Origin of the sequence: Nocardia sp. NPDC058480 (assembly GCF_042720495.1) — a bacterium.
Lineage (GTDB): Bacteria > Actinomycetota > Actinomycetes > Mycobacteriales > Mycobacteriaceae > Nocardia.
Window position 1 is genome coordinate 42,258 of sequence record NZ_JBHXMN010000004.1, and the last position, 25,135, is coordinate 67,392.

At 67.1% G+C, this 25,135-nt stretch carries 21 protein-coding genes; 12 read left to right on the plus strand and 9 right to left on the minus strand.

The genetic code is table 11. The features are described from left to right. Positions 1-4 precede the first annotated feature (4 nt). The 3 genes from ACFWO8_RS11880 to ACFWO8_RS11890 are packed head-to-tail and all read left to right on the plus strand — an operon-like array spanning position 5 to position 3,680. Entirely contained in the window at positions 5-1,600 is a 1,596-nt protein-coding gene (locus tag ACFWO8_RS11880) for a GMC oxidoreductase (protein WP_378948442.1), read from the plus strand. Between the two features lie 48 nt (positions 1,601-1,648). After that, positions 1,649-2,317 (plus strand): TetR family transcriptional regulator, encoded by a 669-nt coding sequence (locus ACFWO8_RS11885; RefSeq protein ID WP_378948445.1) that lies wholly within the window; start codon positions 1,649-1,651, stop codon positions 2,315-2,317. A gap of 31 nt (positions 2,318-2,348) precedes the next feature. Further along, a complete protein-coding gene (locus ACFWO8_RS11890) occupies positions 2,349-3,680 on the plus strand; it encodes a glycoside hydrolase family 76 protein (RefSeq protein WP_378948448.1) in 1,332 nt (443 codons plus the stop codon). A 97-nt stretch (positions 3,681-3,777) separates the two neighbouring features. Here ACFWO8_RS11890 and ACFWO8_RS11895 read toward each other — a convergent pair whose 3' ends face one another. Continuing rightward, positions 3,778-4,251 (minus strand): hypothetical protein, encoded by a 474-nt coding sequence (locus ACFWO8_RS11895; RefSeq protein WP_378948451.1) that lies wholly within the window; start codon positions 4,249-4,251, stop codon positions 3,778-3,780. Between the two features lie 282 nt (positions 4,252-4,533). Between ACFWO8_RS11895 and ACFWO8_RS11900 the strand changes: the two genes are divergently transcribed. The 4 genes from ACFWO8_RS11900 (at position 4,534) to ACFWO8_RS11915 (ending at position 8,832) form a co-directional block, all read left to right on the plus strand. Further along, positions 4,534-5,775, plus strand: a complete 1,242-nt coding sequence (locus ACFWO8_RS11900) for an oxygenase MpaB family protein (RefSeq protein WP_378948454.1) — start codon at positions 4,534-4,536, stop codon at positions 5,773-5,775. A gap of 34 nt (positions 5,776-5,809) precedes the next feature. Further along, positions 5,810-6,103: a hypothetical protein gene (locus ACFWO8_RS11905; protein ID WP_378948457.1), complete on the plus strand. Its 294-nt coding sequence runs from the start codon at positions 5,810-5,812 to the stop codon at positions 6,101-6,103. 140 nt (positions 6,104-6,243) lie between these two features. Then, positions 6,244-8,220, plus strand: coding sequence for a trypsin-like serine peptidase (locus ACFWO8_RS11910; RefSeq protein WP_378948460.1), 1,977 nt, complete (start codon positions 6,244-6,246; stop codon positions 8,218-8,220). Positions 8,221-8,460: 240 nt separating this feature from the next. After that, complete coding sequence (locus ACFWO8_RS11915) at positions 8,461-8,832, plus strand: hypothetical protein (RefSeq protein ID WP_378948463.1); 372 nt, start codon at positions 8,461-8,463, stop codon at positions 8,830-8,832. A gap of 153 nt (positions 8,833-8,985) precedes the next feature. Here the strand turns inward: ACFWO8_RS11915 and ACFWO8_RS11920 are convergent, their stop codons facing one another. After that, positions 8,986-9,735: a hypothetical protein gene (locus ACFWO8_RS11920; protein ID WP_378948466.1), complete on the minus strand. Its 750-nt coding sequence runs from the start codon at positions 9,733-9,735 to the stop codon at positions 8,986-8,988. 293 nt (positions 9,736-10,028) lie between these two features. Between ACFWO8_RS11920 and ACFWO8_RS11925 the strand changes: the two genes are divergently transcribed. The 3 genes from ACFWO8_RS11925 to ACFWO8_RS11935 all read left to right on the plus strand — a co-directional run bounded on the left by ACFWO8_RS11925 (position 10,029) and on the right by ACFWO8_RS11935 (position 15,609). Continuing rightward, a complete protein-coding gene (locus ACFWO8_RS11925; RefSeq protein WP_378948469.1) occupies positions 10,029-11,816 on the plus strand; it encodes a peroxidase family protein in 1,788 nt (595 codons plus the stop codon). Beyond that, complete coding sequence (locus ACFWO8_RS11930) at positions 11,813-12,907, plus strand: catalase family protein (RefSeq protein ID WP_378948472.1); 1,095 nt, start codon at positions 11,813-11,815, stop codon at positions 12,905-12,907. Before ACFWO8_RS11925 ends, ACFWO8_RS11930 begins: the two co-directional genes overlap by 4 nt. A gap of 119 nt (positions 12,908-13,026) precedes the next feature. Next, on the plus strand, positions 13,027-15,609 hold the full coding sequence (locus ACFWO8_RS11935; protein WP_378949750.1) for a LuxR C-terminal-related transcriptional regulator: 2,583 nt from the start codon (positions 13,027-13,029) through the stop codon (positions 15,607-15,609). A 36-nt stretch (positions 15,610-15,645) separates the two neighbouring features. On the opposite strand, the gene ACFWO8_RS11940 is transcribed toward ACFWO8_RS11935, so the two are convergent. From ACFWO8_RS11940 to ACFWO8_RS11965, 6 genes are all read right to left on the minus strand, one after another. After that, positions 15,646-15,825 carry a hypothetical protein gene (locus tag ACFWO8_RS11940; protein WP_378948475.1) on the minus strand — a complete coding sequence of 60 codons (180 nt, stop codon included), beginning with the start codon at positions 15,823-15,825 and terminating at the stop codon, positions 15,646-15,648. Positions 15,826-16,122: 297 nt separating this feature from the next. Beyond that, positions 16,123-16,920, minus strand: a complete 798-nt coding sequence (locus ACFWO8_RS11945) for a SigB/SigF/SigG family RNA polymerase sigma factor (RefSeq protein ID WP_378948478.1) — start codon at positions 16,918-16,920, stop codon at positions 16,123-16,125. Positions 16,921-16,971: 51 nt separating this feature from the next. Continuing rightward, positions 16,972-17,172 (minus strand): hypothetical protein, encoded by a 201-nt coding sequence (locus ACFWO8_RS11950; protein ID WP_378948481.1) that lies wholly within the window; start codon positions 17,170-17,172, stop codon positions 16,972-16,974. A 109-nt stretch (positions 17,173-17,281) separates the two neighbouring features. Beyond that, on the minus strand, positions 17,282-19,750 hold the full coding sequence (gene pepN / locus ACFWO8_RS11955) for an aminopeptidase N (RefSeq protein WP_378948484.1): 2,469 nt from the start codon (positions 19,748-19,750) through the stop codon (positions 17,282-17,284). Positions 19,751-19,790: 40 nt separating this feature from the next. Continuing rightward, positions 19,791-21,623 carry a glutamine--fructose-6-phosphate transaminase (isomerizing) gene (gene glmS, locus ACFWO8_RS11960; RefSeq protein ID WP_378948486.1) on the minus strand — a complete coding sequence of 611 codons (1,833 nt, stop codon included), beginning with the start codon at positions 21,621-21,623 and terminating at the stop codon, positions 19,791-19,793. A 15-nt stretch (positions 21,624-21,638) separates the two neighbouring features. After that, a complete protein-coding gene (locus ACFWO8_RS11965) occupies positions 21,639-21,908 on the minus strand; it encodes a hypothetical protein (protein WP_378948488.1) in 270 nt (89 codons plus the stop codon). 242 nt (positions 21,909-22,150) lie between these two features. Between ACFWO8_RS11965 and ACFWO8_RS11970 the strand changes: the two genes are divergently transcribed. Further along, positions 22,151-23,656, plus strand: a complete 1,506-nt coding sequence (locus ACFWO8_RS11970) for a hypothetical protein (RefSeq protein WP_378948491.1) — start codon at positions 22,151-22,153, stop codon at positions 23,654-23,656. Between the two features lie 21 nt (positions 23,657-23,677). On the opposite strand, the gene ACFWO8_RS11975 is transcribed toward ACFWO8_RS11970, so the two are convergent. Then, complete coding sequence (locus ACFWO8_RS11975; protein WP_378948493.1) at positions 23,678-24,202, minus strand: TerD family protein; 525 nt, start codon at positions 24,200-24,202, stop codon at positions 23,678-23,680. 174 nt (positions 24,203-24,376) lie between these two features. On the opposite strand from ACFWO8_RS11975, the gene ACFWO8_RS11980 reads away from it, so the two are divergent. Beyond that, positions 24,377-25,135, plus strand: coding sequence for a spermidine synthase (locus ACFWO8_RS11980; protein WP_378948495.1), 759 nt, complete (start codon positions 24,377-24,379; stop codon positions 25,133-25,135).

Consider the following 25,135-nt stretch of genomic DNA (forward strand, 5'->3'; position numbering starts at 1 on the left):
GGGTGTGAAGAACATTTCACGCCGCTCCATGCTGGTTGCCGCGGCAACAGCGGGCGGCATGCTTCTCGGTGCCCGTTCGACGGGCACGCCGACTCCGATCGCGCTGCGGGCCAACGCTGTTCCGCTGACCTTTGAAGACCATCGTGTGGTGGTGATCGGGTCGGGTTTCGGCGGCGGCGTCAGCGCGCTGCGCCTTGCGCAGGCCGGTGTCACGGTGACAGTTCTGGAGCGAGGTCTGCGCTGGCCCACCGGGCCGAACGCTGAGACCTTTCCGCGTGCGTCCGCCCCGGACAAGCGATTGCTGTGGTATCGGTCGAGTCCGAACCTCTTCGGGAAGCCGCTCGTGTTCGACCCGTACGCCGGGTTGATCGAGGCCATCCCCGGGGTGAATATGACCGCGCTGTGCGCGGCCGGTGTCGGTGGCGGTTCGCTGGTCTACCAGGGCATGACGCTGCAGCCCGCCGAATCGGTGTTCAACGCGCACTTTCCGCAGGAGCTGGACTGGGCGACGATGGACCGGGTGCACTATCCGCGAGTGGCGCGCATGCTGGGCCTGGCCGAAGCGCCGGACGAACTGATCGCCAGCGAAAACTACCGGGCCGCACGGATTTTCGCGGAACGCGTGCGCGGGGCCGGGATGCCGCTGTCGAAGATCCCGATGCCCATCGACTGGAATTTCGCGATGGCCGAGCTACGCGGGGAGATGAAGGCCTCCTACACCAACGGTGACGGTGCGATGGGTGTCAACAACGGCGGCAAACACTCCGTCGATGTCACCTATATCGCCGCCGCCGAGGCGACCGGCCGGTGCCAGGTGCACACGCTGCACGAGGTGACCGATCTCGAACGCGCCCGCGATGGCCGCTGGACCGTGCACGTGCAGCGCCTCGACAGTTCGGGCGTCGTGGTCGAGAACAAGGTGCTCACCGCGGGAGCCGTGATCATGGGGGCGGGCAGCATGAACACCACCCGACTGCTCATGCGCGCCGGTGCCAAGGGCCTGATTCCCGACCTGCCCGATGGCCTCGGTCAGGAGTGGGGAACGAACGCCGACCGCATCTACGTCTGGAGCGATCCGACCGCGGAATTCGGTGCGCCGCAAGGTGGTCCGGTGATCTACGGCAGCAAGAACTGGGACGATCCACGGGCCGCGCACACCGTGATCCAGGCATCCATCCCGCCGATGGCGGTGGATCCGGCCAGCACGATGCTCGTCGGCTACGGCGTCAGCGACAGTCGCGGTGCGTTCGCCTACGACGCTGCTCGCGACGACGCGATCCTGCACTGGCCCCACGACGGCGACCGGGTCATCCAGGACAACCACATCGGCCCCGCGGTCCATCGCATCGCGGGCCCCACCGGCATGCTGCTCGACACCAACGCGCTGTTTCCCTCGACCTGGCATCCGCTCGGTGGGGCGAGCATGGGCTCGGTGTGCGACCTGGACGGCCGCGTCCACGACCAGCCGGGGCTCTACGTTCTCGACGGTGCGCTGTTGCCGGGCAACGCCGCTGCGTGCAATCCGTCGATGACCATCGCGGCGGTCGCGGAGCGGGCCATGGACAATCTCGTCGCCGTGGACGTGGGAACCCGGATCTGAGTCGAATCGCTTCGGTGACAGGCCGAGCCGATGGACTACTGTGGCGTGGTGGCTAGAAAGGGCGAAGGTGATCCCGCGCGCAAGATCACCGAGACCACCTTGTCGCTGCTCGAATCGGAAGGTTACGACGCGGTGCAGTTGCGCCGGGTGGCGCGCGTCGCCCAGGTGTCGCTGACCACGGTCTACAAGCTGTACCCCACCCGGGACGAACTCGTCCTCGCCGCGGTGGCCCAGTGGATGGCCACCAACACCTATACCGAACTCGACCCGCCGCGCGTCGGCGAATCACTCGCCGACCTGCTGAATCGGGTGACCCGCTACGTGTTCGAACCGTGGGAGCGTCACCCCCGGATGCTGGCCGCCTACTCGCATGCTCGTTCCGGTCCCGGCGGGCAGCGACTCGACGCCCAAGGCTTCGCCGCGGTGTTGCCCGCCGTCGGCACGATGTTCGCCAGTCTCGACGAGGACTACGCCGCCGATCTCGCACTCGTCCTGACCAACATGGTCTATGCCCTGCTGGGACGTTTCGCGCACGGCGATCTCGCGATCACCGAGATCCTGCCCGCACTCGAACGCGCCATCCTCCGATTGACCCAGAACAACGCTCCATTCGCCGCGGCCGCCGAGCAGACCGCCGATTCGGGTGTCACGCCATTCGAATGGGTCGCCGGCTTCAGCTCGCCGTACTCCCCGGGAACCGAGGCCGACGAATCGTAGCCCGGGTACCGCCCGGTGGGTGATAGCCCAGGTGGGTTCCGCCGGCGGTTGCGCAATCGTTTCCGCGGCTCACCGGAGCAGTTCAAGCTCTGGCAATCCCGACACGGAATCCTGGAGATTCGGCGCCGGCGCCGATGTCGAAGAGGAGGAGCCCGAGCGGATGAATCGCCGCAACCACGAGTTCAGTCGGCGCAGGGTGCTGTTTGCGGCGGGGGCGGCGATCGCGCTGGCGACTGTGGCGCCGCCGACACCGGCGGGGACGATCACCCGGGGCTGCTCGCGCGACCCCGATGCGGGGGAGCGGGCCGAGCTGGCGGAACAGGCGATCGTGGAGCGACATGTGCGCTCGCTCTGGGGGCTGCCACAGCGTCGGTTGGGCGTGCTCGTGTGGCCCGCGGATCTGGCGGAGCGGGCGTTCGGGCGATGGTGCTATTGGTGGCAAGCGCACTTGCTCGACTGTGCCGTGGATGCCGCGCACCGCGCACGCACCCCCGAACGCATCGATCGGGTCGTCGCACTCGCGCAGGGTATCCGAACCCGCAATGTCACCGGTTGGACCAATCGGTATTACGACGATATGGCGTGGCTGGTGCTGGCGCTCGAACGTGCCGACCGGCTGCTCGATATCCGGTTCGACGACGCGATAGCGGGTTTGCGGACCGCTTTGATCGATGGCTGGAACCCAGATGTGGGCGCGGTGCCATGGCGGTCCGGCGACGATTTCTACAACACCGCGGCGATCGGTCCGACCGGAATCGCGATGGCTCGACTCGGCGAACTTTCCCGCGCCGGTGAACTCGCCGATTTCCTCAACACTCGATTGCGTGACACCGACAGCGGCCTGATCCACGATGGTGTCCACGAGCCCGGCGGCCGGGTGGATCGCACCGTCCACACCTACTGCCAAGGCGTGGCCGTCGGGCTGGAAACCGAACTGGCGCTGCGCACAGGCGAATCGGGTCATCGCCACCGTGCGGCAGCACTTGTGACCGCAGTCGAGCACCGGCTCACCGACACCGGGGTGATCGCTGGGGCAGCCGGAAACGACTCCGGGCTCTTCATGGGAATCCTCGCGCGATATCTCGCCGAAACCGCACTGTCGCTGGGTAATGCGGCCGCCGCGAATATCGTGCACGCTTCCGCCGAGGCGGCCTGGGCACACCGCGCCGAGGTCGACGGCCTGCCACTGTTCGGTGCGGACTGGAACCGTGCGGTCGCGGTCCCGGAACATCCGGGAATCTTCCTCCAGCTCGCGGACGCGTCCGCTGCTTCGGCGGCGAACCTGAGCCGCGATCTGTCGGTGCAGCTGAGCGCATGGATGCTGCTCGAAGCCGACTACCGGCTCACCGCCGCAGGCCGCTGAGCCCAGCCAGCAGTTCATCAGTGGCGCAAGACATCTCGACGGTGGGGCGCCTCGTTCGAACCGCGCGCTGCGGGGAAGCGGCACCGCGCAGAGCACGTCAGGGCATTTCGATCGTTTCAGCCCTGGCGATCTCGTTGATGGCGCGTTGAATGGATTCGTGCGGCGGTGTCCGGGCAGGCTCGGCGAGGTACTCGATCAGCAGTACCGCCGCAGGTTGGGGGTTCGTCCATGCGCGGTCCGGTGCTGCCGACTCGTCGACCCCGAGCGCCCCGGTGAGCGCGCTGACGACCGCGGCGGCATCGAATCGAGGCAGCCACGCCGCCGATCGCCGCACCACTGATTCCAGCACGGCACGGACATCGTCACCGGTGAGACCGTCCGGATGCGCGGTCTCGAGCAGCTCTCGAACGATGGCCGCCAGCACCGAGGTGACCTGATCGGCGGGCAGTTCGGACAGGTCGGCGGTGGTCGCGCTGAACCCGGATTCGTCGGCCGCCTTCGCCGCGGTGACGGCGGCCTCGATGGCGGTCGCGATCGCGCGGGCGGACGAGGGCCAATCGGCAGGCCACATGGGTAGTTCTCCTCGCGGGTCGGCGCACGTGCCGCGCATACCTCGTATGCAGGCTGGTGTCAGCGTAGTCAGTGGCGACGCGTGTGCTGCGCAGGTGTCATAAGTTACTGGCTATTTCTGTACGAACTTTGTTGTAAACGGCAGTTGATCGATTGTTCGAAGCGAATACAGCGCGCTCTCGAGGCGGTTAAGTTACTGCTCATTCCGGTCCTGATGCTGCTAGATGCGCCACCTGCGTTCCGAGCGGTCGGGGTCAGCTAGCGCTCGACGAGGAGTGAGGTCATGGATGGATTCGACAGACGTAGTGTGCTGAAAGCCGGTGGGATCGTGGGGGCGCTCGGTGCGTTGTCGATGGTGACGCCCGCTCGGGCGCAGCCGTGGACCTGGTCGCCGCAGGGGTCGGTGGCCGGAACCGGGTCCGGCGTCGACCCGATGACGGTGTGGGACGCCGAAGCCGATGAGCTCGTCGCCGGACTGATCGATCGCGGGGAAGTGCCCAGGGTCAACGAGTTGTTGCGTACCTGGACCAGAAATGGTCAACCGTTGCCGGACGGCCTGCCCGCGCAGCTACGGGATTTCATGGAGTACGCCCGTCAGCTGCCGCCATGGGCCGATCGGGGCGCGCTGGGTACCGCGATCGAGTTCAACAAGAAGCGCGGGCTATATCTGGGCGTGCTCTACGGATTCGCCAGCGGCATGATGAGCACCGTCATTCCCAAGGAAGCGCGGGCGGTCTACTACTCCAAGGGTGGTCACGACCTCAAGGACCGCATCTCCAAGACCGCCAAGCTCGGCTACGACATCGGCAGCGCGAATGCCTATGCCGCCGACGGGGAAATGATCGTCACCTGCGTCAAGACCCGCCTCGTTCATGCCGCGGTGCGGCACTTGCTGCCGCAGTCGCCGCACTGGGTGCACTCGGCCACCGAAGACATCCCGATCAGCCAGAACGACATCATGGTCACCTGGCACAGCCTGCCCACGACCGTCATGAAGCACTTGACCGCCTGGAATGTGCCGATCCCAGCGCACGAATCGACAGCATTCCTGCACTCCTGGCAGGTGGCCGCGCACCTGCTCGGCGTTCGCGACGAGTACATCCCCACAACGTGGCCCGACGCGAATTCCCAAGCGGCACAGGTCCTCGACCCCATCATCGAGGCAACCCCCGAAGGCGCCGCGCTCGCCGATCGGCTCCTCGGATTGGGCGCCAACATCGACTTCGCACTGCTCAGCAAGCCGATCCTCGGTGCGTTCACCCGCTTCTTGCTCGGTGACACCATCGCCGACGGCCTGGCGATCCCGAGGGAACCGGTCTGGGACCCGCTGCTGCGAATCAGCTGGGGCCCTTTCATCGCTGTGCGCGAAGGCCTGCTCACGGCCGCGCCTCCGCTGGCGGATCCCTACTGGCTGCTCGACGAATTCCTGCGCAAGGCCGCCCTGGTCTACCTGGCCGAACTGCGGATGCCGATCAGCATCGAACTTCCGACGACGAACCGCGACATGAACCAGCCACCACGCTGAATCAGCTGACATCACCTGAGAAATGGAGCGCGCAATGCGTACCACCCTTCGCCTCGCCGCGGGCTCGGTCCTGGCGGCAAGCCTTGTCGCCACCGCCGCGACGGTAACCGCCGAACCCGTGCCGGTCGCCGCAACCGGCTCGTCGGCGCTGGACTACGGATCGGCGGCCGCGGACTCGGCCGCGGGATTCCTCCAACGCGGCGACATCATCGGCTTCATCGTGCTGATGGGCGTCGCCCCCATTCAGATGCTGACCAGCGGCATCTGCGACCTCGCCACGATGTCGGCATTGGCGAATCCGTGCACCTCGCAGTCTCGATATCGGTAGGAGAGACCCTCGGCTACCCGGTCGCGCCGGCGCGTGACCGGGTAGCGCGGTGAAAGTCGAGTGGTCCACTACTCGTGATCGGCACCGCACCCGCGCCCACGCTGAATACCCCAGTACAAATTCTCCGGGCGAGGTGACCCATGGGTACCGAAAGTGAAGCACGCACCGCCGCATGGCACGAGCAGATGGACGCCGCATCGCGGCGATTCGACGACACCGAGGCGCAACGCGACGAGGTGGCCCGCCGCCGTGAGGTGAGCGATTCCGATGTCGTCGACACCGAGGAACAGATCCTCGCCCGGGCCGACCGCCTGCTCGTCACCGGCGAAGTTCCCGCGCAGGCGGTGATCGAACTGGGCAGGCAGGACCCGGTCGACAGCATCCGTTCGCTCGAGCGGGTGATCGGCTTCGCCAACGAGTTGCAGGCCGCCAACTTCCTGACCCGCGGTGCCAGGGCCGCCGCCGCGGTGGCACGAATCTCGTTGGCCGACAACGGACGTGAAGTGCCGATGGGTACCGGTTCGATGGTGTCACCGCAACTGCTGCTCACCAACAATCATGTGCTGCCGACGCCAGGGGCGGCCGAATCGGTCGTGATCGAGTTCCGCGCGGAGGTCGGCATCGACAACGACCCGTGTCCGACGGCGCGCTTCCGGCTCGCGCCGGCCGACTTCTTCGTCACCGACAAGCACCTCGACTACACCGTGGTCCGCGTGGCGCCGGGACCCGACGGCGTGGCGCCCGGTACCACGTTCGGCTGGAATCCGTTGATCGCCAAGCCGGGCAAGATCGTGATCGGCGAGGCGATGAACGTCGTCGGGCACCCCTCGGGACGGCTCAAGGAGATCTCGATCCGGCACAACCGCCTGGACCTGCAACTCGACGATTTCCTGCACTACGCCTCCGACACCGAGCCGGGTAATTCGGGCTCGCCGGTCTTCAACGACCAGTGGGAGATCGTCGCGCTGCACCATGCCGGAGTCCCGAACAAGGATGACAAAGGCCGGGTGCTGCGCAAGGACGGCAAATTGTGGCAGTCCGGGGACGGCGACGACGCGATCGACTGGATCGCCAACGAGGGCGCGCGGGTGAGCGTGCTGCTGCACGATCTGGGAGCGCGACAGTTCGATCCGGCTCAGCGCGCCCTGCTCGACGAACTCGGGTTCGCGGCGATCTCGCCACAGGAAGCCGCGGCGACAATGCCGGTGCCGCATCGGGTCTCGGCCGCCGAAAGTCTGGTGCGCGGCTTGCGCGGCAGGACGACCGCGTTCGGTGGTCGTCGCAGCGTGCTGTTCCTGCACGGGCGCGGACAACAGGGTCGCGACCCGGTCGAGCTGCGCCGTAACTGGACAGCCGGCTTGAACAAGGGACTCACCCTCGCCGGTCTGAGCCCCATCGACCCAGCCGATGTGTATTTCCCCTTCTATGGTGACCGCCTCGTCGAGAGTATGGACACCCGCGAGGCCGTCGACACCGGTCCGGCACTGTACGAAGACCTGATCGCCGAGGCGGCACGCCGGGCGGGGATGCCGACTGCCGACGAACTGCCGGTCGATCCGCAAGCGCGCGAGCTCTTCGGCGGAATCGGCGCGGTGGTGCTGGGGCGACTGCACGATCAGCTCAGCTGGATCGCCGCTCGCAGCGGCCTCGACTCCGCGCTCATCGGCGCCATCTTCAAAGATGTCGCCTCCTATCTCGACGACGAGCGAGTCCGCAAAGGTGTGCTGGACACGGTGCTCACCGATGCGCCCGCCGCAGGCGAACTGATCCTGGTCAGCCACAGCCTCGGCACGGTGGTGGCGATGGACCTGCTCACCCAGTTGCCCCGCGAAGTGAACGTGAGCCTGCTGGTGACGGCGGGCAGCCCGCTCGGAATGGACGGGGTATACCGCAAGCTGCAAAGCGGCGGCGCGAATCGACCGGAGCGGGTCGGCGAATGGCTCAACACCTGGTACGCCGGTGACCCGATCGCTATCGGCTGCCCGCTGCGTCAGGCCTGGGGGCCCCAGCTGCGCGAGCTTCCGGTCGAGAACCCCAAGGAACGGGCGCACGACATCGCCGAATACCTCGCCCATGCCGCAGTGGCCGCCATCATCGGGCACACACTGTCCGCCTGAACGACAACAATTCACGCCGTCGTCGCGATCGTCCACCCGCGACGACGGCCGGGTCGTCGTCTGCCTGTTCGGCCTTGTCGAGGATCGCTGCCCGTGCGGAGATGATCGGCACCGCACCCGCGTAGTGGGGTAGTCGATTACGCATTCGGGCCGGCCTATCCGCGCGCGACGATAGCTCCACACATTGTTTCGCCGAGAAAGGGCAGCGAAATGTTGGCGACGGATACGGAGGACGCGGTCGTGGCAGCGAGCGCGGATACCGAAGAAGAAGACGCGTTCGAGTCGGCGAAAATCGGCAACGGTGCCGAAGAGGCAGGAGTGCGGGCGATCGGCCGGACGAATATCACGTCGATCTTCTGGGCACGCAAGATTCTGCGCACACACGGAACGGGTGCCTGGGTATTCGGCTTCCCGAGTGTCGACGTGCGGGCCGACAGTCAGGTCTCGGTGAGCATGACCGAGATCGACACCGACAACACCCCGTTCCTCGGGCCGGCCACCACTCAGGTCCTGAACGTGGTTCCGCACGCCGACGGGACCATGACGGTGCGGTATCACGTCGGCTGGAGCAGCAATATCAGGGTGCTGTTCAACTTCATCATCGCCAATTGAGCCGCCGCGGTGGCAGTGCCACGGGTGTACTCGGTTGGCGAGCTCGGGTCGACAGCGTGGTCGATTCGGGATCCAAGGCCCGTGACAGTCGCAGGGCAGGTCCGCGTCGCCGACGAAGTCGATCAGGACCGGCCATCGACCCTCTGCCGAGAGTTACCCGGGCCTGCGGGCTGCCGTCAGGGCGGTGAGCACCTGCTCGGTCTTGGTATCGCCCGTCGCGATCATCAGGCCGAGCCTGCGCAAGGCGGCTTCGAGCGCACGCTGGGCTTCGAGCGCGCGCAGATGCAGATCGACGGGCGAATCACCTTGTCGGGGTGCGACTTTGAGCGACAGCTCGACCAGATCGAGACCGGCGGCGGTCCATCGTTCGATGTCGGCGCGCAGATTCCCCACCGCGACCCCCGACCACCGCGCCGAAGTGACCGGGCCCATCGCGCACAAGTGGTCGACCGCGACGCCGGGGGGTGTGCAGCTCACCAAGAACTGCCGCTGGGCCGAGTTCAATGTGTCGGTGACATCGACACCCCGGGCCACGGCAGCGCGCAGGGAACCGGGGGACCGCGAGCTGATCGCCGACGCCGACAGCATTCGCCGTTCGCCCGACCAATCGCTTTCGATGCGGTACCCGATCCCGGGCTCGGTGAAGGGCGCCGCCCAGCGGCCCGTCAGCTGGGAGCTCAGGCACGGTCGCAGTTTGACGGTGAGGTCGTCTTCTTCACCGCTGCGCAACCGGATGACGATGCGGCTCGACAGCAGGGTGGGCGCGCCCGTGGGACCGGGGTGCACAGGCTCGGCGAACCAGATGTCGCGGTAGGCCGCGGCGGTATCGGTACATCGGAGCCGGTGCAGTGCGCCCGCGACATCTCCGTCGAGGTTCACTTTGATCTCGATCGGCGTGATCACCCGGGCCCCCTTTCTGTCGCTGTTACGGGTACTGCCCGCGGTGCGCGGGCGCCCTGGATGTCAGATTCGCCCATCGACGGGCCGCAGCGCGCGCGTAGTGCGCTACCCGATCAGGTCGGGTGTCCGGTTCGCGGGAGGACCATCGCCGACGGCAGCCCCGGTTCGGCGATGCTGGGCGGCCCGTCCCGGTTCGCGCGTAGTCGACTACTCGTGACAGACCTGACCGGTGTCACCAGACTGGATTCGATCGGTCCGGTGGGCGCCGAGTCGGCGCCGTCCCGTGGAGGTTCTCGATGGTCGACGCACAGCAACAGACACTGGTCACCCGCGCACTTGTCGCCGCGGCCGAGGCGCTCGACCGGCGCGTCGGGTGGTTCCGGTTGCCGACCCCGCTGGGATTGGCCGTGCTGGTCGGCCTGCGCAGCAGACTGCGCTCGCGCAACCTCTTCGACACCGGCCCGCACCCTGCCGGACCACTGCCACCGGACGTCTCCGGCGAACACCGGAACGCGCGCACTGTCGATGGCACCTACAACAGCCCCGACGACCCGCGCGCGGGGTCGATCGGCTGCCGGTTCGGCCGCAATTTCCCGCTGGATCGCACCTACCCCGAGGATCCGGCGCGGATCATGGAACCCAACCCGCGCATGGTCAGCAGGCAACTGCTCACCCGCGACCGATTCCAGCCGGCCACCACCCTGAATCTGCTGGCGGCGGCCTGGATCCAGTTCGAGGTGCACGACTGGTTGGTGCACGACCCGGCCGAGCACGACCCCTTCACCGTCACCCTGGCGGACGGCGATCCGTGGCCGTACCCCTCGATGACGATCCCACGAACGGCGACGGCGGCCGCCCCCGATCCGGCCGCCCCGCCGACCTACCTCACCGGCGAGACCCACTGGTGGGACGCCTCCCAGATTTACGGCAGCACCGCCGAATTCGCCGCGTCCCTGCGCTCGGGCAAGCATGGCCAGCTGGTGATCGACGAACTCGGACTCCCGCCGCTGGACGCCGAACGGCTGGTCGCGCTCGACCCCGCGGCAGCCAACGCCTGGGTCGGCCTCGCGCTGCTGCACTCGTTGTTCCTGCGTGAACACAACGCGATCTGTGCCCGGCTGGCCCGGCGCTACCCCGACATGAACGATCAGCAGCTCTACGACACCGCGCGACTGGTCAATTCGGCGCTGATCGCCAAGATCCACACCGTCGACTGGACACCGGCGGTGATCGCCCATCCCACCACTGTCGCCGCCATGCGCGCCAACTGGTTCGGCGTGCTGGGGGAGCGAGCATCGCGTCGGTTGGGCGATCTCATCGGCAACGAAGTGCTGTGTGGCATACCGGGTTCCGAGCGTGCGGACAGCGGAGTGCCGTACTCGCTCACTGAGGAGTTCGTCGCGGTATATCGCATGCATCCACTGATCCCCGACGAACTCGTCATCCGCAGCATCGCCGACGACACCGTGCTGGCCGAGCATCCCCTCCCCGAACTCGGTGTCGCCCACATCCGCGAGCGCCTCGCCGAGATATCGATGGACACCCTGCTCTACTCCTTCGGCCGAGCCAATCCCGGCGCGTTGACGCTGCACAACTACCCCGCACACCTGCAAAAGCTCGAACGCCCCGGCCAGCCGCTGCTCGATCTCGCGACCGTGGACATCCTGCGGGTCCGCGAGCGAGGTGTGCCGCGCTACAACGAATTCCGGCGCCAACTTCGGCTGCCACCGGTCACCTCGTTCGACGAGCTCACCGATGACCCGCGGTGGGCGCGCGAACTCGAACAGGTCTACGGCGACGTAGACGACGTCGACCTCATGATCGGCCTCTACGCCGAACCCAAGCCGCCCGGTTTCGGCTTCAGCGACACCGCCTTTCGCGTGTTCGTGCTGATGGCGTCGCGGCGGCTGTCGGCCGACCGGTTCTTCACCACCGACTTCCGGGCCGAGGTCTACACCGAGGCGGGCCTGGCCTGGGTGCGCGACAACACCATGCGCAGCGTGCTGCTACGCCATTTCCCCACCCTGGCCCCCGCGCTCGACGGCATCGGGAACCCGTTCGCCCCGTGGAGGAGTACGCGATGAGCTACCTGCGCTACCGCGACGACCTGGAACAACCGCGGATCGACGAAGAGCAGATCATCGACAAGATCATCGCGGTGCTGCGCGACAACAACGAACGCGCCTACCGCAAGTACAAGCGCGGAATGCGCGACGCGCACGCCAAGAGCCACGGCATCCTGCGCGGCGAACTGACCGTGCCGCCCGGCCTGCCTGCCGAACTGGCGCAGGGCATGTTCGCCACCCCGGCCACCTACCCGGTGATCGCGAGGCTGTCGAGCACGTCCGGGGTGATCCGCAGCGATCAACTGCGCGGCGTACGCGGACTCGGAATCAAGGTGCTCGGTGTGCACGGGCCGCGCGCGATGCCCGAGGACGAGGCGACCACGCAGGATTTCGTCATGGTGACCCATCGCGAATTCCTCTTCGCCGACGCGCACGCCTACCTCACCAAAGGCATGCCGACCGCCTGGGTGCTGGCCCGGCTGCCCGACGCCGCCCTGCGTGCGGGCAGCGACCTCGTCGCCGCGCTGAACACCCACGTCCTGCGCCGGATCGGGCGCAGCGTGCCACCGAATCTCGGTGTCTTCGTCGCCCCCAACACCCACATCCTCGGCGAGACCTTCTTCACTTCGGCACCGCTTCGGTACGGGGACTACGTGGCCAAGCTGCTCTACGCGCCGGTGTCACCGGAAGTCGTTGCGCTGCAAGGGCAACCGGTCGACACCGACGCGGGTGTCAACGTGCACCAGGAGCTGATCGTCGACTTCTTCGCCGGGCACAGCGCCACCTACGAACTGCGCGCGCAACTGTGCACGAATGCCACCACCATGCCGATCGAGGACGCGACCGTTGCGTGGCCCGAGGCCGAGTCGCCGCACCGCACCGTGGCGACCATCCGCTTCGACGTGCAGGATCCCTACACCCCACAGCGACGTGCCTACGGCGACGATGTGCTCTCGTTCAACTCCTGGCGTGGTCTTGACGCGCACCGTCCGCTCGGATCGATCAACCGGCTCAAGAAGCGGGTCTACGAGGCATCGAGCAACTACCGTCACGACGTCAACAACGCGCCACGCGTCGAGCCGCGCGACGCCACCGAGCTCCCACCATGACCACCACGCCACTGGCACGTCCGCCGCGCGCGCTCGCCGCGCCGGTCCACCCGCGCGCTGTCCGTGTCGCGGGGCCGATTCGTTGTGACGGCGCCGGACGAGAACTACACTTTTCATGCATAAACGGAATCTGGCAACTGCTCGATCGCCCCACCGAATACGACGCCGTCCGTAGGGCTTTGACGAACCCCGGCACCGGCGGCGTGATCTTGGTCGGCGCCGCAGGCGTCGGCAAGACCACGCTGGCCCGGCTGGTCACCGCGGTGCAGTCCGAGCCGGTGCGCTGGGTGGCCTGTACCGCGTCGTCACAAGCCATTCCGCTCGGTGCGTTCGCGCCCTGGATCGCCGCATCGGCGTCGCGTGACCCGCTCGCGTTGCTGCATTCAGCCAGAGAGAACGTGCTCGCCCAGCCCGGCACGGTCATCGGCGTCGACGACGCGCACCTGCTCGACACCCTCTCCGCGACGCTGGTGCACCAGATCGCCGTCGACCGCCGGGCCCGCATCATCGCCACCGTCCGCACCGGGGAATCGCTGCCCGACGCGGTCACCTCACTGTGGAAGGACGGCTACCTCGAGCGGATCGAGCTGGCGCCGTTCACCAAAACCCAGTGCACCGAAATCGTCGAGACCGTGCTCGGCGGGACCTTGGAGGGGCTCAGCGCCGACGTGATGTGGGAATCCTCGGGTGGCAACCCGCTGTTCCTTCGCAATATGGTCGAGGGCGGTGTGGAGGCGAGCACCCTGACCGACGTCAACGGCGTCTGGCAGTTGCGCGGGCCCACCGCGGTGCCCTCGGGGCTGGTCGAGCTGCTCGGCGAGCGGTTGAGCAGGGCGGGTGCGCCCGTGCTCGACGTGCTGGAGACGCTGGCCGTGCACGAGCCGCTCGATATCGACATCCTCAGCGAGCTCGTCGGTGCCGATGCCGTCGACGCCGCCGAAGCCACCGGCTTGATCCGGGTCACGAGCCACAACGGTGTCGTCGATGTCCGGTTCAGTCATCCCCTGCTCGGTGAGGTGGTGCGCTGCCGGGTCGGCACCGCCGCCGCGCGCACCCGGCGCGGACGCCTCGTCGAGACGCTCCAGGATCGGGACCTGAGCACGCCGGCCCACCGGATCCGGCTGGCACAGCTGTGTGTCGACAGTGATCGGCCGATCGACATCGTCTTGCTGATCGACGCGGCCAAGGACGCGGTGGCGCTGACCAATCTGCCACTGGGTGAACGGCTCGCGCGCGCCGCGTGGGAGCGGGGCGGCGGGCTACGCGCGGCCGAACTGCTCTCCCGTGCGCTGCTGTGGCAGGGCAGGCCGCAGCACGCCGACGAGATCCTGGCCCGGTTCGATCCCGACCGCCTCGATCCGCTGCAACTGGTCCAGTGGGGTGTGGTGCGGGCCAGCTTGCGGTTCTGGTCGTTGGGCGATGTCGAACATGCCCGTGACTTGGTCGAGATGCTGCGCGCCCGCGTCGAGCATCCGGCACTGCGCCTCACGGTCGAGGCGGCGGCAGCGGCGATGGCGGTGCACGAAAACCACCTTGCCGCGGGCATCGAGGCGGCCGAGCAGGTGATCGCCGACCCGAACTCGCCCCGCCAGGCCATCGATTTCGCCGCATTCGCCCTTGGCTTGGCGATGCCGGTGGCCGGGCGCGGCGCCGACTTCGCGCCGATCGCGGCCCGGAGCCGAGCACAGCAGAAGTCCACCGACGGGCTCATCCGGGTGATGGTCCGTTACGGCGACGTCCTCGCGCTGACCACCATCGGCGACCTCGATCTCGCCGAGCGTCGCGCCACCGAATACCGCGAGTTCTCCTCGGCGGGCCAGTTCGTCGGCTGGGCGATCGCGCGGATCGCCGACGGGGTGGTCGCCACCTATCGCGGTCGGTTCCGCGAAGCGATCGCCGCCTTCGAGCAGGCGCTGGCCGCGCTCAACGCCGAATCCTCGCTGCCGTGGAAACTGCCGGCGCGTTTGCTGCTGGCCCGCGCTTACGCGGCGCTGGGCGAGGTCGAACAAGCCGAACGGGTCCTCGGCGACGCCGACGAACACAGCGGCCCACACATGGCACTGCACGAACCGCAGCGGATGATCGCGCGCGCCTGGGTGGCCGCCGCCGAACACAGCGCTCACTCGGCGGTTGACCAGGCCCGCAAGGCCGCCGACCTGGCCCACAGCGCCGGTCAATACGCCATGGAAGCCGAAGCGCTGCATCATGCCACCCGATTCGGCGACCGCACTCTCGCCGCCCGGCTCACTGCCCTCGCCGACCGCGTACAGGGACCGGTGGCGGCGATCTACGCCCGCCACGCCGCGGCGCTCGCCGCTGCGGACCCCTGTGCGCTCGCGGCGGTCAGCCGCGAGTTCGAGTCCGCGGGCCTGCTGCTGTCCGCCGCCGACGCCGAGGCGCAGACGGTGCCGATCTACGACCACGCCGGGCAGCGCAGGCCCAGCGCCCAGGCGGCCGCCCGCACGCTGGCCCTGGCGGCCCGCTGCGACGGCGCGGGCACCCCCGCCATCACCGCGGCCGCCCGCCCACTGCCGATCACCGAACGCGAACGTGAGATCGCCGCGCTCATCGGCCGCGGCCTGTCCAACCGCGCGATCGCCGAACGCCTCTGCGTCTCGGTGCGCACCGTCGAAGGCCACATCTACCGAGCCTGCATCAAACTCGACGCCACCGACCGCGACCAACTCGCCGAACTCATCTAAAAGCGCGGTGGCGTCGGCATCCGATCTCGCGTCAGCTCACGGGCTCGGCTCCGGCAACTGACATTCGGCGACCCTCGGGTTCATCCCCAGGTAGTTGAGCGGGCCCGCGAGCACGGTGAGGCCGATCGTGCCCAGATCGCCGCAGTTGACCGGGGTGTTCGTGAAATAGTCTCGTTGCATCGCGGCCGCCAGCCCGGACCCGAACCAGACCAGCATCAGTACCGATAGTAGGAATTTCGCGGTCTGGTGGGCCGGGCTGGCCCGGATTTCCCGTACTTCGCGAATTTCTCGGTCACGTCGATTCCGTCGACTGCGCATCGTCATCGCACCCTTCCCGCCGGCGAGCACCACACTGATACACCATGTGAACAGCGCCGACCTGGTGGGCGCCGCCACGACACGCGCGAGATTCTGCTTCATCAACTGTGCAGCCCAGTAGACGCAGAGTCAATGCGCGGTGTCCGTGGAAGCATGCACCCTTGCCGCCCCGTCACGGCTGCGGCGGGCCGGAGTTCAGGCGGCGGGCACCGATTGGTCGTCGGCGGCCTTGGCCCGCAGATCGCCCAACAACCGGGTGAGCTTGCGGGAGACGCTCATCTGGGAGACACCGAGGCGTTCGGCGATCTCACCCTGCGAGAGCGTGTCGTAGAACCGCCAGATCAGCAATTGCCGCTCTTCCGGTGGCAGTTGCGCCAGCAGCGGCGCGACGGTGATCGTGTCTTCGGTGAGCCGGTAGCTCGGGTCTTCGGCGCCGAAGGACTCGGCGACGGTCATGCCAGGGTCGCCGTCGTTGTCGCGGGCGGGGGTGTCGAGGCTTCGCGTCTGGAATGCGTTGGCCGCCACCAGGGTTCGGGCGACGTCGGTGACCGGCACATCGAGCTCGGCGGCGAGTTCGTCGGCGGTGGGGGAGCGCTGGAGTCGACGGCTCAACTCTTCGGTCGCCACCCGCACTTTGCCCTGGAGTTCCTTCTCGCGGCGCGGCACGTGCAATGGCCAGATGTGGTCGCGGAAATGGCGGCGCACCTCACCCATGATGGTGGGCACCGCGAACCCGAGAAACGGTGAACCGGTGGTTACGTCGTAGCGGTCGACCGCCATGACCATGCCGAGTCGCGCGGTCTGGAGCAGGTCGTCGAAGGCCTCGCCGCGGCCGGCGTATTTGCGAGCGATGTGGTCGGCGAGTGGTAGGCAGATCTCGATGATCCGGTCCCGCAAGGCGGCGTGTTCGGGGCTGCGAGGATCGGTCAGCGTCAAGTGCGCGAACATGGGTTCGACGTGTTCATAGGTCCGGTGGTCGGTGGTTTCGGGCATGTGGATCAGCTCCTGGCCTTCGAATGCTCTCCGGTTCGACGACAGGTGAACCTAAAGTCGGTGCAGGCCGAGCATTCTGAAGGTCATGATCATTCCCGCGCCCAGGCTGACGGCGCCGAAGATCGCGGCGGGCAGCGATCCGGTGAGCGCTGTCAGGCCGAAGAGGAAGAACACGCAGGTGGCCAACATGATGGTGGTGCTGGTCAGATCCATGCTCGGCGTACTCGTTGTCCGATTACGTGAGGTGGTCATAGATCAAGGGTTCACCAACGCGGTGGTTATTAAACCGTTATTGGTTGACAGGGGTTGACAGAGAGACGTTTTCGAATTGGATGTTTAAACCGCCGGATAATGGGAAATATCAATTCACCCCACGCACGCGCAAGTCCCGGGCGAGGTGGTCACGCTGTTCGATGATCAAGCGGCGCAACGCGTGTGGTGCGTCCGCGTTCGTCGCGAGCCACCGGTCCACCCCGTCGAGCGAATCGGCGGCAGGAAAGAGCCCGACCACGATGCGGCGGGCGATCTCGATGCTGCGCTGATCCCACACCGCGCGCAGCGCCGCGAAGTACTCGCTGTCATAGCGCGCGATCAGGTCGCGGTGCCGGCCGGCGCGGAATCCGTCGATGGTGGCGTCGAGGTGGTCGTTGGTCAGGGTGGTGTCATCGAGCGCTGAATCCCATGCCGAGGCTTTGACTTCCGCTTCCGGGCGGGCCGCGAGTGCGCACCGGTGAGCGGTTCGCCCCGACGCGGTGTCGTCTCGTGCCAGTTCGGCGTCCAGTTCGGCGACCGCGGCCGCGCCGGTGGCAGCCAGCGCCGTCCACAGCGCCCAGCGCAGATCGGGATCAAGGGCCAGCCCTTCCGGTGCCCGGTCGAGGAGGATCGCCGCGATGTCGGTGGCATGGCGACCCTCGACTGTGGCGGCGGTCGCCGTCGCACGCGCCCAAGCCAGCTGCGCACCGGAACCCGGTGCTGACGAATGCAGTGTGGCCCAGCATGATTCAAGCCACTCACCGCGCCACCGATCCCGCGCCGGATCGGGCAGATAATGGCCGATGGTGAACGACGCGTTCGCCAGCACGGCGGTGAGCAGCGCCATGTTCGTTTCGGCGGGTGCGAAATCGCGGGCCATGGACAGGTAGCGTTCGGCGTCGAGTTCCCCGTCGCGGGTGGCATTCCACAGCGCCGACCAGATCAGTCCGCGCGCCAGCGGGTCGGTCACCCGATCCAGCGAACGCTCCACGGTGGCAAGCGAATCCGTGTCGAGGCGAACCTTCGCGTAGGTGAGATCGCCGTCGTTGAGCAGACGCAGCGCAGCCGGTGCGAGAGCGACCTGGGTGTGTTCGTCGATGATGTCGAGTTCCACGCGTTCGCGGATCACCAAATCGCCTGCGGGATCGAAGTCGTAGAGCCCGACAGCGAGCCGGTGTGGGCGCGGATCGGTTTGCACGATTTCGCCGTCTTCGATGGTCAGCGTGGACACCCCGGATGTCTGCAACCAGGCTCGCGCCCAGCCGGCCAAGTCGCGGCCGGAATCGGCCGACAATTCTGTCAGCAGATCGTCGAGGGTGGTATTGCCGAAGGCGTGCGTCCGGAAATAGCGGCGCACACCCGAGAAGAATTCCTCCCGGCCGACATAGGCGACCAATTGTTTGAGCACGCTGGCGCCCTTGGCGTAGGTGATGCCGTCGAAATTGAGTTTGGCGGCCTCGAGGTCGGTGATGTCGGCGACGATCGGATGCGTGGTGGGCAGCTGATCCTGCAAGTACGCCCAGGCCTTGCGTCGGTTCGCGAATGCCACCCAGGCGTCGGTCCATGCGGTGGCCTCGGAGCTCGCCAGCGCACCCATATAGTCGGCGAACGATTCCTTGAGCCACAGGTCGTCCCACCACACCATCGTGACCAGATCGCCGAACCACATGTGCGCCATCTCGTGCAGGATCGTGTTCGCCCGGCCCTCGTACTGCGCGGCGGTGGCCGCACCACGGAACACATAGGCCTCGGTGAACGTGACCAGCCCGGGATTCTCCATCGCGCCCAGGTTGTATTCGGGCACGAACACCTGGTCGTACTTGCCCCAGGGGTACGGGTAGTCGAAGTGTTCGGCGAAGAAGTCCAGACCCTGCGACGTCACCTCGAAGATCGTGTCCGCGTCCAGGTAGCGGGCCAGCGAGGCTCGGCAGTAGATTCCGAGTGGAATCGTGAGTTCGCCTCGCGTCCAGGAGGATTCGACGCGATGATACGGGCCTGCCGCCACCGCGGTGATATACGTCGAGATCGGCAGCGTGGGGGAGAATTCGACGTTCTGAATCACCCCGTTGTTCTGGATCGCCGCGAAAGGCCGATTCGACATCACCTGCCAACCGGCCGGGGCCGTCACCGCGAACGTGAACGGCGCCTTCATATCCGGCTGTTCGAAGCACGCGAAAACGCGCCGCGCGTCCGCGGGCTCGTACTGGGTGTAGAGGTAGGTTTCGCCGTCGACCGGATCGAGGAACCGGTGCAGCCCCTCGCCCGACCGGCTGTACGCGCCGGTGCCACGGACGACGACGATATTCGTCTCGGTCAAGCCGCCGACAGTGAGCCGGGCCCCGTCGTACTCGACGGCCACGTCCGCACCGTTCACCGTCACCGACTCCACCGAAAGTCCGATGAAATCGAGCCATGTCTGCTCGACGGTGGCGTCGAACGCGATTGTCGTCGTCGTGACGAAACCAGCCCGAGTCTGGTCCGTGGCCGCAGACAGATCGAGTTCGACACGATAGTCGCCGACGGTGACCGCCGCTGATCGCGCGGCGGTCTCGGAGCGGGTCAGGTTCGCGGTATGCACACCTAGATCCTGCCAGTCGCACCGTCGGCTACGGGAGTTCTTATTCCACGGTGACGCTCTTGGCGAGGTTGCGTGGCTTGTCGACGTCGCGACCGAGGGCGATGGCGCTGTGATAGGCCAGCAGCTGCAGCGGGATCGTCAGCAGCATGGGATCCAATTCCGGTGCCACCCTGGGGACCCGGATCACTTCGTCGGCCGTATTCGGCGGCAGGTCGGCGTTCGTGACGGCGATGACCGGTCCACCGCGCGCCTTGATCTGTTCGATGGTGCTGAGGTTCTTGGCCAGCAGTTCGTCGTCGGGGACTATCACCACGCTCGGCATCTCCTGGTCGATCAGGGCGAGCGGACCATGTTTGAGTTCGGAGGCCTGGTAGGCCTCGGCATGCACGTAGGAGACCTCCTTCAGCTTCTGCGCGCCTTCGCGAGCGACCGGCCACGCCCGTACCCGGCCGATGAAGAACATGCTGCGGGCCTTGGCATATCGGTGCGCGATCTCGGCGATGGCGTCTTCGTCGGTGAGGACCTGGTCGATGGCGTCGGGCAGGGCGCGTAGCCCGTCGACGATCCGGTGGCCGTCGGCCGCCGAGAGGTCGCGTACCCGGCCGAGCAGCAGGGCGAGCATCGTGAACGACACGGTCATGTTGGTCAATGCTTTGGTCGAGGCGACGGAGATCTCCGGGCCCGCGTGCAGGAACACCCCTGCCCCGCACTGGCGTGCGATCGCGCTGCCCACCGCATTGACGGCACCGATGACCCGGCCGCCCTTGCGCTGCAGCTCCTGCACCGCGGCGAGGGTATCGAGGGTTTCGCCGGACTGGCTGATGGCGACATACAGCGCGTCGGGGTCGACGACCGGATTGCGGTAGCGGAACTCCGACGCGGGCTCCGCGGTGGCCGGGATTCGGGCCAGTTCCTCGATCAGCTGGGCGCCCAGCTGGCCGGCGTAGTAGGCCGAGCCGCAACCGAGGAAAACGACTTTGCTGATGCTGCGCAGTTCGCGGGCGTCCATGTTCAACCCGCCGAGGTGGGCGGTGGCGAAGCGGTCGTCGAGGCGGCCACGCAGCGCTCGGCGTACCGCCTCGCCCTGTTCGGCGATTTCCTTGCGCATGAAGTCGGGGAATCCGCCGAGCGCGTAGTCCTCGGCCACCATATCGATGGTGGTCGGGGTCTTGTCGGTCTGCTCGGACTCGACGCCCAGTGTGCTGGTGCGGAATTCGCCGTCGCGGATCGTCGCGAGCTCGCCGTCGTCGAGGAACACCACGCGCTGGGTGTGGTGCACCAGGGCGGCGACGTCGGAGGCAACGAACATCTCGCCGTCGCCGACGCCGAGCACGATGGGGCTGCCGTTGCGGGCAACCACCAGTTCGGTCGGACGGCGCGCGTCGAGTACCAGCAGTCCGTAGGTGCCGCGGACCCGGTGCAGCGCGACCCGAACGGCGTCCTCGAGGGATTCGGATTCGTCCAGCTCCCGGGCGACGAGGTGGGCGATCACCTCGGTGTCGGTATCGGAGACCAGCTCGATGCCTAGTGCGGTGAGCTCGGCCCGCAGCTGTTCGGCGTTCTCGACGATTCCGTTGTGCACTACGGCGATTCGCCCGCTGACATCGGTGTGCGGGTGCGCGTTGGCATCGCTGGGCTCGCCGTGGGTGGCCCAGCGGGTATGCGCGATGCCGACGGTTCCGCGCAGGGGAGTGGTGTCGGCCTTGTCGCGCAGATCCTGCACCCGGCCCCGGGTCTTGCACACGCGCGACTTCCCGCGATGGGGCAGCGCCAGGCCGGCTGAGTCGTAGCCGCGGTACTCGAGCCGATGCAGACCCTCCAGCAGCACGGGAACAGCCTGCCGGTGACCGATATATCCGACGATTCCACACATGGCGTGATGAACCCCTTACCCGTAGACGATGCGACGTAGTTGCCGTTCGGTGAATGTCGGGGCCGCGACCGGACGCTCGGCGAGTTCGGCTTCGAGCTGTCGCCAGATCTCGGCGTTGCGCATCTCCCGCGACTGCATCTCGGCGTGCCTGCGCCGGACGAACTGCTCGGCCGTCTCGTCGAAGTAGCCGACGATGTCGGCGACAACCCGGGCGGCCACGCGTTCGGGTAGGCCGGTGGACGCCACTACGTAGCGGACCAGCTCGGTGGGTACCCCGTCATTCACTCGCACGATCTTGCCTCGCTCCACCCGGTTCGCCAACATCCCTGCCCGAATTCGGGCAAATAGTGTCTCGGCAGGGTCTCGATGGGGTGCGCTGTGCGCGCCGGCGCCCCGGTCGATGCGCGCGGAGTGCATGCCGTTATCGCCTTGTGAGGTGTGAGCCGCGACTTGCGAACAATTTGCTGGAAGGCTGTCAAGGGAACGGCATACTGCGCATCCGAGTGGAGGTTGTGGTGAGGCGACGAATGGGCGACGCATTCAGTGATCGGCTTTATTTCGCGGGCCCCGCGTCGGCCTCCGACGACGCGGGCGGTAGACCCGAATATGTCGTCGACGCGGCAATAGTGACGATTGCCGAAGAGATTGTGCGGACGGGGTTCGATGCCGAAGATACCGTGCATCAGCGGCTGCGGAGATTCTGCGCGCACGCGAAAGCTGAAGGGGCCATGGTGAATTGCCTCCTCGGTGCGGCGACCGCCGTGGAAGACGGCGGGGTGGTGCCCTTTGTCGGCCGGGTCGTCGGCAGGCTCGGGCACGCGGAGTTGTTGTTCGATCTCGCCCTGGGTGAATCAGGTTTCGACCCGTTCGACGGTAATCCCGTCCTGAATTCTGTCGGGCCGGGCACGATGACCGAGCTGGATTTCGAATTCGTCATCGCTCAGGTGAGTGAGCTGGTGGATAGCTTGTTGCTGCCGAACTATCTGGCATTGCTGGAATGGCGTGACCTCACCGGGGAGGCGCCGCGATCTCGTCGGCCGGAGCAGTCGGCCGCGTTGCTGTACGAGCTGAACGAACGGCTCGCGCCGGTTCTCGGCGAGATGCCGCTGGCCTGGCTTCTGCTGCACTACGCGGAGTTCGGCGTCGCTCCGCTGGCGGACTCGATCCATCGCGCGCTGCTGCGCACCAATGCCGCCGACGCCGTGTCGGCCGCGCGGATGGCGGCCGCGGCGCTCACCGCGATGTCGTTCGTCTCCTCGTCGGCCCGGCTGGGTGATCTGCCGGTGGTGTCGCGCCGTCCACGTCATCAGCCGACGCTGGTCACCGGCAATCACGTCATGGCCGATCTCGTCTGCGCGCTGTCGCGGTGCGATACCGCGAACGGCTGGCAGGCCGACGCGAAACTGCTGCGAACCGCCGACGCGCAGACGGTCGGCTGGCTGCTGGTCGAGGATCGCCGGCTGCAACGCGAATCCCGCGGCAGCCGAAGCGATCTCATGGCATCGGCGATCGGGCTGGAAATCATGCTCGGTGTCGATCACACGTCGGGTTCGTCTCCGGCGGCGGTGCAGGCACCGACAGCGAGCGCGATCACCGCCGACCTGCTGCACGTGCTGCGCCTGCCCTGGGATCAGATCCCGGAATCTGCCCGCTACACCCCGCGACATCTGGACGGCGCCCTGCGTTTGGCCTGTTGCGCGGTGGAGTCCATGGCCCCGGGTGCCACGGATACCTCCGATATCCTGCGCCGCGCGGCCGACCGCGCGATCCCCGCGCTGAGCGCCCGACCGGAACCACCGGTCTACCTCCAGGGTGCCATGGCCCTGCTCGAGGCGTGGCATCGCGGCGGAGCGCCCCGGACCCGACCCCTACTCGAGGCAACCGAGCCCATCGCACCCGTGGTCTTCACCACCCTCTTGCTGATCGGCGCGGCACTACTCGAAATGCTGGCCGAGGAGTTCGACGCGGACGTGACGCACGTCCTCGACGCGCTCGAGACCCGACTACGAGCACGCGACCGCCTGTCGGAGTAACGACAGACAGATCGTCGGACCTCAGTGGAGGTAGCCCGTGAGTTGGGGGACCGCGTCGACAACATGCTGGGCATTGATCGGTTGGCCGACAACCGTGAAGGCCCAATCCTGGTGGGGGCGGTGCAGTGTGCCGACGACGATACCGGTGTGGGCGCCCACACTGTCGAGATCGATGCGGACCAATTCGATGCCGGTGACGTTGTCGACGACGCGGCAGAAGCCGTTGGCGATCTGGTCGAATCGTTGGCCGGTGTAGCAGGTTACGAGGAACACGATCGTGGTGACGGCGGGATCGAGACCGGTCAGGTCGGCCACGATGACTTCGTTGTCGCCGTCTCCATCGCCGGTGACGCTGTCGCCGAGGTGGCGCAGCGCGCCGTCGCGCGAGGTCAGTTGATCGTGGAAGGCGACATCGACGAAATCGGCACCCGCGAACGAGAGCGCCGCGGCGTTGAGATCGATGTCCTTGCGGCGGGGGTGGGTTCCGTTGGCGTGGGCGGGGTCCCAACCGAGGCCCATGCTGAGGTGGGTGATGGGGTGCGTCATGCGGTACTCCTGATCGAACCCCACTCGACGGAGCTCCAGCAGGGTCGCCGACCAGGCTTCCCCGCTCGCCTACCCGTAAACATGCCGTAAAGACCACGCCCACCACAAATCTGAGGGCGCCGCCGGGCCCGTTGCCGCCCGGATTCTGGTTATCGCAGGACTACCGTGACGGCGATGAGCGCACGCTTCGAAGAACTCGGCTGGCGGCAGACCCCGATCGGAGAGATCAGTTTGCGTCGGCGGTTCGATCCGACGGTTCGATCCGATGTCTACGAGGTCAAGCTCGGCGACGAGTTTCTGATGTCGAGCTTGTTCACCGTCGCCGAACGTGAGCTGTCGCGGCTGGGGCTGGCACGGACACCGGGCGACCGGCTGGATGTGCTCGTCGGCGGGCTCGGGTTGGGGTACACCGCGCGAGAAGCGTTGATGGACCCACGAATTCGTGGGCTCACCGTTGTCGAGTATTCCGACGCGGTCATCGACTGGCATCGACGTGATCTGCTCCCCGACACCGCCGGGTTGGCCGCCGATCGCAGAGTCGAGCTCGTCTGCGCGGACTTCTTCGCCGCGGCGGCGGGGCCGGTGGGATTCGATCCGGCATGCCCCGGCCGGAGGTACGACGCGCTGCTGCTCGATATCGATCACTCGCCACGCCATGTCCTGCACGGCCCGAATGCCGCGCTCTACACCGGCGAGGGCATGCGCGCGGTCGCGGATTTCCTGGTCGCCGGCGGCACCTTCGCCATGTGGTCCGACGACGCGCCGGATGACGAGTTCTGCGCAGCTCTCGAATCCGCGTTCGTCGATGTCGAGGCACAGCGGATCGTGTTCGACAACCCGCTCACCCGCGGGCAATCCAGCGCGACGATCTATCTCGCGACGCGGTCCGGCCGCTCCCGGGGCACAGGTCACGACCAGGCAATATGTGACTAG

Bases quoted from the DNA above. Each gene is read 5' to 3' on its own strand.
- ACFWO8_RS11925 (WP_378948469.1), top strand. From the start codon at position 10,029: ATGGTCGACGCACAGCAACAGACACTGGTCACCCGCGCACTTGTCGCC.
- ACFWO8_RS11970 (WP_378948491.1), top strand. From the start codon at position 22,151: ATGGGCGACGCATTCAGTGATCGGCTTTATTTCGCGGGCCCCGCGTCG.
- glmS (WP_378948486.1), bottom strand. From the start codon at position 21,623: ATGTGTGGAATCGTCGGATATATCGGTCACCGGCAGGCTGTTCCCGTG.
- ACFWO8_RS11910 (WP_378948460.1), top strand. From the start codon at position 6,244: ATGGGTACCGAAAGTGAAGCACGCACCGCCGCATGGCACGAGCAGATG.
- ACFWO8_RS11945 (WP_378948478.1), bottom strand. From the start codon at position 16,920: ATGCCCGAAACCACCGACCACCGGACCTATGAACACGTCGAACCCATG.
- ACFWO8_RS11975 (WP_378948493.1), bottom strand. From the start codon at position 24,202: ATGACGCACCCCATCACCCACCTCAGCATGGGCCTCGGTTGGGACCCC.
- ACFWO8_RS11980 (WP_378948495.1), top strand. From the start codon at position 24,377: ATGAGCGCACGCTTCGAAGAACTCGGCTGGCGGCAGACCCCGATCGGA.
- ACFWO8_RS11900 (WP_378948454.1), top strand. From the start codon at position 4,534: ATGGATGGATTCGACAGACGTAGTGTGCTGAAAGCCGGTGGGATCGTG.
- ACFWO8_RS11905 (WP_378948457.1), top strand. From the start codon at position 5,810: ATGCGTACCACCCTTCGCCTCGCCGCGGGCTCGGTCCTGGCGGCAAGC.
- ACFWO8_RS11930 (WP_378948472.1), top strand. From the start codon at position 11,813: ATGAGCTACCTGCGCTACCGCGACGACCTGGAACAACCGCGGATCGAC.
- ACFWO8_RS11895 (WP_378948451.1), bottom strand. From the start codon at position 4,251: ATGTGGCCTGCCGATTGGCCCTCGTCCGCCCGCGCGATCGCGACCGCC.
- ACFWO8_RS11950 (WP_378948481.1), bottom strand. From the start codon at position 17,172: ATGACCACCTCACGTAATCGGACAACGAGTACGCCGAGCATGGATCTG.
- ACFWO8_RS11940 (WP_378948475.1), bottom strand. From the start codon at position 15,825: ATGCTGGTCTGGTTCGGGTCCGGGCTGGCGGCCGCGATGCAACGAGAC.